Raw genomic sequence first — 12,304 nt, 5'->3', positions numbered from 1 at the left:
GCCGTCGAATGCACGGCCGGGTTATACAGTCGAATACATGCCATATGCGCGGTTGCGGCCGCTTTCTTTAGCCAAATATAGCTGACGATCCGCTCCGTCCAGTAATTCAGTCGGCAGCTGCTGCAGCTCCGGAACCACTACCGCAAAACCCGCGCTAATCGTCACCCAAGGCGAGGCACTGGAGCCGGGATGCGGGATCTGCTGCGCCTCTACTCGCCGGCACAACAGCTCGGATACACGCAGAGCGCCTTCGGCGTCAGTTTCCGGCATCAACATCACAAACTCTTCACCGCCATAACGCGCTACCAAATCCCCGGAACGACTCACCGAGGCAGCTAATAAGGTTGCCACCTGCCGTAGGCAAATGTCACCAGCACCGTGGCCGTGACCGTCGTTATAGGCTTTAAAATAATCGACATCCACCATCACTAAGGCCAACGGCAACTGATTACGTTGCGCCCGTTTCCATTCGTTTTCCAATACCTGATCAAAACGCCGCCGATTGGGTATGCCAGTCAGACCGTCCATCCAGGCCATCGCTTCCAAGGTATCGGTCATCTGTTTCAAGCGAATATGGTTACGGATTCGCGCTTTAACCACCGGCAAGTAAAACGGCTTGGTGATGTAGTCCATCGCGCCGAGATTAAGCCCGTATTCTTCATTGGTAGCGGCATTCATTGCCGTGACAAATATCACCGGAATAGACGCAGTATGCGGATCGGCCTTCAGCCGGCGGCAGACTTCGTAGCCATCCATGCCGGGTATCATCACATCCAGCAGAATCAAATCCGGCACACCTTGCCGATCAATAGCCTCCAAGGCCGCTCCACCGCTGACAGCGACTTTGATCCGATACTCGTCTATCAGATTTTCCGCTAACACCTGAATATTGGTCGGTGTATCGTCAACGATCAAAATTAAGGGTTTGGAGGCCTCAGTATTCATCACTATCCTCGCTTCTGTAGCTGTGCCGCTATCAAGGTTACCAGCTCGGCAAGCGTCACTCGCGCCTGACCGTAGTCGATATTGCCGACCTGTTTTTCTATTTTTTTTATCAGTTGCCGGGTATCCGCGCCGGGCAGTGCGTTTTTTAATTGCTCGATCAGCTCGTTGGGAACAAAATCGCTACCCTCCAGCAAGCCACGCAACTGGCTGGCAAACTGATTTGCAAGCACCCAATCAACAGTGTCGTTCTGCAGGTCATCAGAAACCTCCGCAGCGGAGAAATCGGCGATGGTGCGCAGGGTAGCCGCCAGATTGGTCTCGCAAGCCGTGAAGCAATCGTCGACCGGCATACCGGCGTGTAAACTATCCTCCAGACTAGCGGCAGCCCTACTTAGTTCGATAGCGCCAAGCACGCCGGCGGCTCCCTTCAAACTATGCAGCAGATCCAACGCCTGCTCGGTTTTTCCGGCACCATGCACCGCTCTTACGTGTTCCATTGTACCGGCAAATTTATCTCTAAAACTCTCGAACAAACGCCGTAATTTGGCCTCGTCCTCGCCGATCATAATCCGAATATACTCCATATCGAATCCGGGTAACTCCCTGGACAAACAGGAAACAACTTCCGGCTTTGACGCAACCGGCTCCATAGAAGTGCTTCGCCCTAACGGATTTATCCAACGCACCAACGCCGCCATCAAGGTTTGTGGCAGCACAGGCTTGCCGACATGATCGTTCATGCCTGCGGCGTAACAATCTTTACGTTCGCGCTCCTGCACCGCCGCCGTCATCGCAATAATCGGCAAATTGGCAAAACGCGCATCCTCGCGGATTAGCCGGGTGGCTTCGATACCGCTCATCTCCGGCATTTGCAAATCCATCAACACCGCATCGTAACGAGCCTTTCTGACCGCCTCTACCCCTTCCCGGCCATTATTGACCACAGTCACTTGCAATCCGGAGCTTTCCAGATATTCGCGGGCCACGATCTGATTGACCTCGTTATCTTCCACCAGCAGGATATGCGCGCCGCGTATCGATGCTGCCATGCTAGACAGCAGCGGCCGGGCTTTTTCGCTAAGCTGCTCAGTATTACCGCCCTGCAAACGCGTCAACGCGTCCAGCAAGGTCGATGGCATCACCGGCTTGACCAGAATATCGTCGGGAATTGCGTCGCCGGCCGCGTTTAGCAATTTCTCGCGACTGAAGGCGGTCACCATGATCACTACCGGCGCGCTACGAATTTCGGTGCGGCGCACCATCTCGCGGATCTCCCGAGTGACCTGCACACCATCCAGACCGGGCATTTTCCAATCCAGCAACACCAACTCGAAATCCCGAACAACATCGTTGGCTGTGCGCAACGCTTCCAAGGCTTCGACCCCGGAAGCCGCTTCCTCAACCTGAAAGCCCCAGGCCAACAAAATATCGCGCAGCATCTGCCTGGAAATGTCCAAATCGTCGACGACCAACACCCGCATGCTTTGCAGATGACCCGGAATTTGCCGAGATTTCTGCTCAGCCGGAAACGGCAGCAACAGCGTAAATTCAAACAAGCTGCCTTCGTCAAGCTGACTCTGCACCGCCAGATTGCCGCCCATCATTTCCACCAACCGCTTGCTGATGGTCAATCCCAGTCCGGTACCGCCAAAACGCCGGGTAATCGAACCATCCGCCTGGGTGAAGGCTTGAAATAAATGATCGAGCTGTGCCGCTGTCATGCCGATGCCGGTATCGCGTACCGAAAAACTCAAGGTCGCGTAATCGTGCGTTCTTGCCAACTGCGAAACCTTGATGTGAACTTCCCCGGCCTCGGTAAATTTCACTGCATTGCCGACCAGATTATTCAACACCTGTCCCAAGCGCAATGCGTCGCCAATCAAGCGTGGCGGCACGGCGGAATCGAGCTCCAGCACCAGCTCCAAGCCTTTTTCCTCGGCGCGAACAATGAACAGATTCAGCACATTTTCCAGCACATCCTCCAGACTAAACACTTCCGCCAACAATTCCATGCGGCCGGCTTCGACTTTAGAGTAATCGAGAATGTCGTTGGTAATCCCCAGCAAGGCCAGCGATGAGGTGTGAATTTTCTTTAAATAGTCCCGCAGTTTGGGCGACAAATCGTTGTTCAAAGCCAGGTCGGACAAGCCGATGATTGCGTTCATCGGCGTGCGGATTTCGTGGCTCATATTCGCCAGAAACATGCCTTTGGATCGTGAAGCGGCTTCGGCTTCCTCCTTGGCTTGCAATAACTCTTCGGTGCGCTGCGTCACTTCGGCTTCGAGGCGGTCGCGATGGCCGGTGAGCGTTTCGTCGCGCAATTGTATTTCGCCCAACATGGCGTTAAATGCCTGCACCAAATCGCCAATCTCGTCGTGATCGCGTTGCTTCACACGCAAAGCATAGTTTTTATCCCCAGCAATCAGCCGGGCAGCGGCGGCCAATTCTTCTATAGGGTGCGAAATGATCCGTTGCAAACGCACGGCCAATAAATACACCAATATCAGCGCCAGCCCCGCAGCAGCCAAACTCTTGCCCAAGTCTGTGAGCTGATCGTTCCATTGCGCGGTAAAATCGGCTTGCAGCAACACATAGCCCACCAGCTCGGTATTTTTGATCACCGGAGTAATCAGCTCGGCACGCCGGCTCCAAAAGTCGGTGCGCAATTCCCGGAACGGCCGCCGGTAGTCGTTAGGTATGTCTATGTCAGACACACCCTTGCTCCACGACGACAGCACGCGGCCATCGGCTGACACCATCCAGGCCGCAGACAACTCCGGCCGGTCTTTCAACGATTCCAGCAACCTGCTGGCTTCCGGTTTATCGGAAAATACCAGCGCGGCTTGTCCGTTTTCGGCCAATACATCGGCCAGACTGGACAATTCGTGCAGCACTTGTCGATAACGGCCGACCACCGAGCTAACCACCAATACCGATAGACTGACAAACAGGCAAACCGCGCAACTAAACATGATGATGGACACCAGTTTGCGCCGTAAGGACCAGTTGGCAAAATTGGGCAAGACGCGCATCAAACTATCTCCCGTAAACAGTAGCTGCAATATTCAACAGTTGGCCGGGTAAATGCAGCCTCGCGTTACGAATCGGTTCCAGATTAACTTCAAACACCACCTTGTTGTCGCGAAACAGCAAGCTGATGCCGCCGCCTTTTTCCGCAAAATCTTCGATGTCGGATAAGGTCAACACCGGCGCATCGCGCAGGGCTTTTAAAGTCACCACAAAGTGCTGTTGCTCGGAACTGCCGAAGAACAACAGATGACAACTACTCAGGTTAGGATCAGCGTGGCCATGCTGTACAAACCGCAAGGTGCGCTCGCCGGCCTTGCGTCCGTCCAGGGCTTGCAACTCGCCATCCAGGACATTATTCCCGACCACGCAGAGCAAAATATCCGCGCCGGGCGGCAATACTTCGGCGGGCCATTCCACGAATTTGGCAAAATTGTATAGATATGCAGCTTTGATTTGCGCCTCGGACAGACTCTCGGCCTGCAACGCAAGCCAGCCAGGCAAAAACAGGCAAAAACCGGCGAGAACTAATTGGGGTGGCAGATAGCGCCTGACAATGTCCAACACTACACCCAAAGCGCAGCGTGGACTTTTCCGACCGGTCGTTTCGTAATGTATGCGAGATCCTTTTTGCATCAGATTTTGGTTAAGAAACGACGAGGCCGATTTGCGATGATTTTAGCGGGCGAGGGCCGGCCATTAAGCTGGTTAAGCTAGAGACGCAAAATCTCATCAACTGTGACCAGGACCAGTTTGCGTCTCTGTGCGTGGCATCAAATCATTCAGCGGCTTAAGCGCCTCTCACAGGGCAACTGCAAAAACCGTTCAGTTCCACATAGGCCTGACCGCTAGTTGCACCGGCCACGCTGCAAGCGCCTTCCCAGTATACAGGACCCACCCACAAACCATGCTGAGCGCGCAATTCCTGATCCTGTACCAGAGGCTGCACGGTAAATTTTTCCCCAAGCACCTCAACTTCCCAGCCGGCAGGATAAGTGCAACCGGTGTGGGGGCTGGTCCATTCGCCTTGCACGGTTACCGTGAATTCATGAGCGACCAGCGTGGTGGTTTGCCCTTGCGCGTCGGTAATCGAGCCGGATTTTTCCGCCGAACTGTCGCTACCCTTGAAGTCAAACAACATGATCTGCCTGTTGTCATCCAATTCGATTGCAAACCATTGCCAACCTTGCAGAATGGCTTGGTAGAGTTCGCCATATTGACGGTCGAACCAACTGTTACCGGTTACTTGAAACGTCTGGCCGCCAACGCTGATAGTGCCGGTGGTCGCCATTTTCGGCCGAGAGTAATAGTAAGTGTAGCCGCCGAAACGATAGGGATGGGCATCGCCGCCGTAATGCAAGGCCGGCGCCTGAGTGGCGTTGAGCTCCAGATCCAACACATAGTCGCCGATTTGCGCATGTAAGCGATCATGGCCGTCTCCACCCACCGCCGTGACTTTATTGCCGGCGCCGGATGTCAGATTGAAGCCATTGGGCGTACGATTGGGCAGATGGAATTCGACAAACTCTTTGAAAGAGAAGCGCTGGCCATTCACGTCGGTAACCGCCGCCTGCACCAGTTGATCGCGAAAAATCATCAAACTGTCGAAGGAGAAAAACACAATTTCGAAGCCAAACCGGCGGCCATCGTCGGTGAATAAATGTCCGGTCCAATACCACCACTGCACTTGTTCGCTGGGTAAAAACGCATCGTCGGCCGGCAATTGCACCGGACCGATCAAACCCCGGCGCGGTAGGAACAAATACGCGGCCACGGTCAGGATTAACAGCATCCAAGGCAATAACGGCGGTTTCAGCAGGCCGATAATCAGCAAAATCCCGGCAATAATCCAGGGCAATTTTTTCCACAGTTTACGCATTGTCGATACTCTTTACGGGTTGAAAAATCAAAAGCGCCAACTGAGTTTGCCGTAGATCGAGCGCGGCACTTCCACCGCGGTGCCGGGCAAAGACAGCGCGGACGAATCCTTGTATTCCGGATGTCTGGGCGAAAACAGATTTTGAGCGATAACGGCAAACTCCACGCCGTTATAGGGTTCGTACGCCAGTCTAGCGTCAAAAGTAGTGTAGGCCGGCACGGCCTGGCTGGTCGAATACAAGCGGCCGACATGGCGCAGCGTAAAGTCGAGCTTAATTTTTTCCGGCAAATCCATCTGCCAGCGTAAGGAACCGCGATGCCGCGGACTCAGCCCGGCAATATCCGGATTAAGCGGGTCCTGGGGAATCTCCATTTTCAGGTGGCTGTAATTGCCGGTAAAGCGCATCCAATCCAGTACGTGCCACTCGCCGGCAATCTCGATCCCGCGCGTGGTGAAGTCTTGCTGGGCGTTGCTCCAGATCAACGACTGGGTAAGCCCGACCAACTCCCCACGGCGGAATAAAACCCGATCGGAATACTGATTATTGAATGCGGTAATGTCGGTTGAGAGTTTTTCGGTCCATTGGGTGCGGTAACCGATTTCGGCGGCAAAGACTTTTTCCGCGCGTAGATTCGGGTTAGGCTGCGCGATGACTTGAACCTGATCGAAAGGCGCGGGCAAACCAGTCGGCACGCCGCCCAGCGCGACATTGGCCTGCGCTTCACCGCGCGCGGGCGTGCGTGACGCTCTGGAAACCGAGGCCCACACCGAATGCACATGATTAGGCGTCCACATCAAGCGGGCGTTGGGCTGTATCTGGGTGTTGCCGAAATGGCTTTCTTCCAACTTAGTCCCTAACGTCAAGCGCAGGGTGTCGTCTATCAGCGTGATGTCGTCTTGCACGAACACGCTGCCGTTGTGATAGCCCAAGCTGTTGGGCGTAAAGGCTATGGCCGATGTATTCTCGGTCGTACTGTGAATAAAACGGTAGCTGGCACCCCACATCAAATCGTGGTCGGCATTGGGATGCAAACGATGCTGAAAATCGATGTCCAGCATATCCTGACTGTCCGACAGGGCCGCCGCGCTGAAATTAACTCTATCGTAATAGCCTTGCAGCATAAATTCGGAACCGTCGCTGAAATTGCCTTCCCAGCGTGCCAGCAGGTTGGCACCATCGGCATGCTCGTCGACGTTGAACTCGCGATTAAACGGTGGCAGAACCGTTTGCGGTACCACGGTGTTACCTATGGTTTTGCGATAGACATCGCCTTGGACGGTGTAGCGACTATCGTTGGAGATGCGATCATCTATACGAAACCCAGCCTGCACCGAGCGCCAGTCGTCATGCAGCCTTTCTCCGGCTGCGTTAACAAAAGAGTCGCGTTCAAAGGTTTTGGCGTACACCCGGTAACTGCCGTCGTCGCCCACGCGGCCACCGTGCCGGTAACCGGCGAAACCGCGCTCTTGGTTGCCGCCACCGGCCACGAACAGATTGCCTTGGGTGTCTTTGGCTTTTTTGGTGATGATGTTGATCACCCCGTTTACCGCGTTGGCGCCCCACATCACCGCGCCTGGCCCACGGATCACCTCGATACGCTCAATGTCTTCCATCAAGGTATCTTGCAGATCCCAGAACACCCCCGAAAATAACGGCGTGTAAACGCTACGGCCATCCATCAATACCAGCAATTTATTGGCGTAACGACTATTGAAGCCGCGCGCGGTCACTGCCCAAACGCTGGAGTTAATTTGCGCCACTTCAAGGCCGGGAGCCATCCGCAAGGCATCGGGAATACTGGTGGCACCGGAACGACGGATGTCTTCCTGACTAATCACGAACGCCGCAGCGGCCGTATCAGACACGGTCTGCGACTTTCTGGAGACCGACGACACTTCCATTTGCATTAATTCGTTGATGGAAAAACCTTCGATATCCGGTGCGCTATCGGCCACCGCGCTACCCATAACATTGAAGTTAAGCGCCATACCGAACAGTAATAGGTTTAATCGATTCGTCGCGGGTGTTTGATACCGGCCATTAAGCCATATCGTTGATTTCATTTTTTTTATTATCGTGAGATGACGAAGTACCGTTGGCTATCCATCCAGTAAAATCCTTTGCGGACAAACCGTCTATCAAGATAGTCGCTAAATACGGATAAAGCATTCGCCACGCGCTAACAGCGAAAAATTCGTTGCGTTTTTTGAGGGCTATCACATTTCATGCGGCAAAAATGCGCCCCAGTGATAAGAAACCAGCTTGGCAAGCTTTAATGCCAAACAGTAATAAGTAAGCGGCACATGCTTATCGGACTATGGAAGTGCCCTTGATTTGTACGTATACGGACATGCCGGGCTGCACACTTAGCAACACCGCGGATTTTTGGGTGATATGCGCGAGCAACACCTCCGCGCCTACCGCCAGTTGCACCACGGTTTGGCCCTGCGCCATTTCGCTAAGCGCCAACACTCGTGCCGGCAGTATATTCAGGATGCTGGACGCTTCCGGCGGTTGCAAAGTAATACTGACGTCACGGGCGTAAATCCTGATCCGGACCGAACTGCCGACTGGCATATCCAAATACGGCAAACTCAAGCTGCCGCCAGCGAATTCGGCATGACTGAGATGATATTCAGTTTCGTGGCTAATCAACTTGCCCTGCCAGACGCTGGCCGCTTGCCTATCCAAGGCCATAGGCCCATCCAACCGAGTCAGGGTTTCCGCCAGCGGCCCGCACACGACAGCTTTGCCGGCAGCCATCACCAGTAAATGGTCGGCCAGTTGATTGACTTCTTGCAAGGAATGAGTGACGTACAGAATCGGAATCTGCAAAGCCTGATGCAAGCCGGTCAGGTAAGGCAGAATGTCCTGCTTACGTTGTTCGTCCAAGGAAGCCAGCGGCTCGTCCATCAACAACACATCCGGACTGGCGGCCAAGGCTCTGGCAATGGCTACCCTCTGCCGCTCGCCGCCGGATAGACGGGCCGGCAAACGTTCCAGCAACGGTCCTATCGCCAATAATTCAATGGCCTGCTGTAATGAAAATACTCTGCCCTTCGCGCGCAAGCGCCGCACGGCATAATCCAGATTGCCGCGCACCGACAGATGCGGAAAAAGATTGGCTTCCTGAAATACATAAGCCAAATTGCGGCGATGCGTGGGTAAGAAAAAATCGTTTTCGCTGTCTTGCCAAAGCGTTTCGCCAATTTTCAAAAAACCCTGCGTTGGCCGTTCCAAACCGGCGATACAACGCAGCAAGGTGGTCTTACCGGAACCGGAATGACCGAAAAGCACTGTCACGCCGCTGGCCGGAAGATTCAAATTCACATCCAAATCAAATTGCTCGTAAGCCAAGCGCAAGCGGGCCTGTATACTTTGAACTTGGGACATGGTCATTTCAAGGATTGGGTCAATGCTTGAGTTTGTTGGCTGTTGTAAAGTAACAGCAGCACCAGGAAAGAGAAGATCAGCAAACCGCCGGCCAGCCAATGCGCTTGGCCGTATTCCAAGGCTTCGACGTGGTTATAAATTTGCACGGATACCACGCGGGTTTTATCGGGAATATTACCGCCCACCATCAATACCACGCCGAATTCGCCGACGGTGTGGGTAAAACCCAATACTCCGGCGGTTAAAAACCCAGGCTTCGCCAAAGGCAGAGCCACGCTGAAAAATCGATCCAGCGGCCCGGCGCCCAGAGTGGCAGCCGCTTCCAGAGGCGCTTCGCCCATTGCCACGAAAGCATTTTGCAAAGGCTGCACCACGAACGGCAACGAGTACAATACCGACGCCACGACTAAACCGCCAAAGCTGAACGGCAAGGTGCCAATACCCAGCCATTGGGTGAATTTTCCCACCAGTCCGGCCGGCCCCATCAATACCAACAAATAAAAGCCCAATACCGTCGGCGGCAACACCAAGGGCAGCGCGACGATACTATTGATAACGCCTTTCCAGCGTGAGCGACTGCGCGCCAACTTCCAAGCCAGTGGCGTGCCCAACAACAGCAAGAGTAGGGTAGCCAGACTGGCGACGCGAAAGGTCAAAAACAAGGTGTCGAGATCGGCGGCGTTTAGCATGCAAAGCCTGGACTAAGTGACGGGGAATCGCTATGAAGCGACGCATCTGCGGTCTATTTTCGCTAATCGGGCGGGGAGAATGCCAGAAAAATACGCGTTGGCGTATAAAAAAACGGCAATGCTGAATGGAATCGGCAAGATAGGTGCGAATTTGTTCGCACCTACACCGACAGAACGAAACGTTATTTTCCGATAATCTGCAGTCGATTTTCTATCTTGGCGGCCACCAATGCATCGTAATGCCGCTGCAGCATAGAATCGGTTGGGCGAGGAAACAAGGTTGCTTCAATCTCGCTTTGCAATTGCGTCAAAAAATGCCGCTTGAGGATGGAATCCTCCGGGAGCCCCCTTCTTGAATCACCGGCTACCGCTTTGGTAGTTCCGCCGGATTTATTGGACTTTGAATAAGTCGACAGCATGCAACCCAAGGGCGCGAACGCGCAGGCCGCCACGATCAACATAACCAAACCCACCAATAGTACTTCACTCATCTCATCACCTTAATGACATTGCCAAAAAATCGGCAACAGACCTTGGCACGCGCCTGCCACCCTCTTGAAAATCCCAATGGTTTTCAATTCAACTACAGCAATATCAATGCCATGAAAAAAAGCCTCCACAAGGCCCGAACTACAAGGACTTTCAGGGACGCGTCACAGTTTGCGTGTATTATTTCTAGACAGGATTCCAACAACTGCACAACATCCAGGCAAAATTGTTAGCCATTCAACAAGCGAAAAATCAATCGGCGCCCAGTTTCTTCACGATCTGTGGCTTAAAACAAAGATGGAGCAGTAACAGACTTTGACAGCGATTAATCAACCAAAAGCCTGTCAGCAATGTCGCCAACGCAACTTCCGGCAAGTAATCGGTATTGAACGGCGCCGGCAGCCAGGCTTCGGCCAAACCAACGCCCACTAACATGAAAATTAGCGGCACTAGATAGAGCAATAGGGAAGTCAGCAGCAATTGGCCATCGTCTATCGCCACCATCACTTGGTCGCCGGCTTGCAGAGCCATCTCGCAATCGACTGGAAACTCGCGCTTGGGGAGAACTTTTGCCAGCGTAGCCGTGCCGCAGGACTGTTGCTGTAAACAGCCACTGCAGGCATTGCTCTGCAGACTTTTGATCCAGGTCCGGCCGTCGCTAACGCGAGTAACAACGGCCGCTTCTTCGATCATGACTCGCCTATCAAGCCCAGGCGGATGAGATCGAAGCCAACCAATCGCCGAGACGACCTTCACTCAGTTCTTTCTGATTGTCTTCGTCTAACGCCAAACCAACGAACTGGTCGCCCAACAAAGCTTTGGATTTTTTAAAGGTATAACCTTCACTGCTGGTCATACCGATGATGGTCGCGCCGGCATCGGCGAAGGCATCGTACAGAAAACCCACCGCATCGACGAAATGACCGGGATAACCTTCCTGGTCGCCCAAGCCATAGATAGCCACAGATTTACCGGTAAAATCCGCACCAACCAGGGTCGGCAAGAATTCTTCCCAGCTTTCGTTATCGTGTCCGGCGCTCATGCCCGGCAGTTCGCCTTCGCCGTAAGTAGGCGAGCCGACTATCAATACGTCGTAGGCCAGTAAATCGTCCACGGAGGCTTTATTAATATTAACCGGTTTGTCCGCTACATCACCCAACTTGGTGGCGATGGTCTTGGCAACTTTGCGAGTGTTGCCGGTATCGGTACCGAAAAAAATGCCTACTTTTGCCATAGTGATATCTCCTTGTTAGCTAGTTAAATTTTAATCTGTAGCAAGCCGGGGTTTGCCGCCGGGGTTTGCGCGGCCCAGGCTTCGGGCGTATGAGTTTTAAGCGTGACGGCATGCAGCCTACCATTAGCCAATGGTGCACTCAAGGTTTCCATGACGCCTTGATGTTGCTTGATCATAGCTTGATCGGCAAATAATTCGCTGACCACAGTGATGTTTAAATCGCAACCCGCACCTTCGATACCGATGGTAGCTCCCGGATAAGACGCCAAAATCAAGGCTTCCACTTCGGAATGCGTAATAGTTTGGCTGGCATCTGCGCTCTCGGCTGGCTGAACAGTGGCTTGCAAAAGCGGTAACAGGCTTCCGTCCTTATACATGGACTCGACAATATCGGCACCACCGACCAGTTCGCCTTTAATGAATACTTGCGGAAACGTCGGCCATTTGGATATGGACGGCAGTTTTTCGCGGATGAACGGCGATTGCAATACATTCACGTATGCGTAAGGGACCTTGGTTTCGTTCAAGATGCCAATCGTTTTGGCGGAAAAACCGCACTCCGGTGCGCTAGGAACGCCTTTCATGTAAATAATTACCGGGTTTTCGGCAAGTTGTTGCAAGATTTTTTCTTTAACGCTCATAGTAGT

The 12,304-nt window shown here is 53.4% G+C and carries 11 protein-coding genes; all 11 read right to left on the bottom strand.

Annotated elements, in window-relative coordinates; genetic code table 11:
• Positions 1-21 precede the first annotated feature (21 nt).
• The 11 genes from EBA_RS02535 to grxD all read right to left on the bottom strand — a co-directional run bounded on the left by EBA_RS02535 (position 22) and on the right by grxD (position 12,298).
• Positions 22-945 carry a diguanylate cyclase gene (locus EBA_RS02535; protein WP_192372939.1) on the bottom strand — a complete coding sequence of 308 codons (924 nt, stop codon included), beginning with the start codon at positions 943-945 and terminating at the stop codon, positions 22-24.
• A 2-nt stretch (positions 946-947) separates the two neighbouring features.
• Positions 948-3,977 (bottom strand): response regulator, encoded by a 3,030-nt coding sequence (locus tag EBA_RS02530; RefSeq protein WP_192372937.1) that lies wholly within the window; start codon positions 3,975-3,977, stop codon positions 948-950.
• 4 nt (positions 3,978-3,981) lie between these two features.
• The gene (locus tag EBA_RS02525; RefSeq protein WP_192372934.1) at positions 3,982-4,608 is read right to left on the bottom strand and encodes a YfiR family protein; all 627 of its coding nucleotides are present in this window, start codon (positions 4,606-4,608) and stop codon (positions 3,982-3,984) included.
• A 154-nt stretch (positions 4,609-4,762) separates the two neighbouring features.
• Complete coding sequence (locus EBA_RS02520; RefSeq protein WP_192372933.1) at positions 4,763-5,851, bottom strand: lipocalin family protein; 1,089 nt, start codon at positions 5,849-5,851, stop codon at positions 4,763-4,765.
• 27 nt (positions 5,852-5,878) lie between these two features.
• Entirely contained in the window at positions 5,879-7,915 is a 2,037-nt protein-coding gene (locus EBA_RS02515; protein WP_225615866.1) for a TonB-dependent receptor plug domain-containing protein, read from the bottom strand.
• Between the two features lie 244 nt (positions 7,916-8,159).
• Positions 8,160-9,251 (bottom strand): molybdenum ABC transporter ATP-binding protein, encoded by a 1,092-nt coding sequence (gene modC, locus EBA_RS02510; protein ID WP_192372931.1) that lies wholly within the window; start codon positions 9,249-9,251, stop codon positions 8,160-8,162.
• Positions 9,248-9,934, bottom strand: coding sequence for a molybdate ABC transporter permease subunit (gene modB / locus EBA_RS02505; RefSeq protein WP_192372928.1), 687 nt, complete (start codon positions 9,932-9,934; stop codon positions 9,248-9,250). Before modB ends, modC begins: the two co-directional genes overlap by 4 nt.
• 182 nt (positions 9,935-10,116) lie before the next feature.
• On the bottom strand, positions 10,117-10,425 hold the full coding sequence (locus EBA_RS02500) for a hypothetical protein (protein ID WP_192372926.1): 309 nt from the start codon (positions 10,423-10,425) through the stop codon (positions 10,117-10,119).
• A gap of 250 nt (positions 10,426-10,675) precedes the next feature.
• Entirely contained in the window at positions 10,676-11,116 is a 441-nt protein-coding gene (locus EBA_RS02495; RefSeq protein WP_192372924.1) for a SoxR reducing system RseC family protein, read from the bottom strand.
• Between the two features lie 10 nt (positions 11,117-11,126).
• Positions 11,127-11,657: a flavodoxin gene (locus EBA_RS02490; protein ID WP_192372922.1), complete on the bottom strand. Its 531-nt coding sequence runs from the start codon at positions 11,655-11,657 to the stop codon at positions 11,127-11,129.
• Between the two features lie 23 nt (positions 11,658-11,680).
• The gene (grxD, locus tag EBA_RS02485; RefSeq protein ID WP_192372920.1) at positions 11,681-12,298 is read right to left on the bottom strand and encodes a Grx4 family monothiol glutaredoxin; all 618 of its coding nucleotides are present in this window, start codon (positions 12,296-12,298) and stop codon (positions 11,681-11,683) included.
• Positions 12,299-12,304 lie beyond the last annotated feature (6 nt).

It is taken from the genome of Methylomonas albis (assembly GCF_014850955.1).
GTDB lineage: Bacteria > Pseudomonadota > Gammaproteobacteria > Methylococcales > Methylomonadaceae > Methylomonas > Methylomonas albis.
The sequence above is the reverse complement of the archived record's forward strand: the minus strand, read 5'-3'. Positions and strand labels throughout refer to the sequence as shown.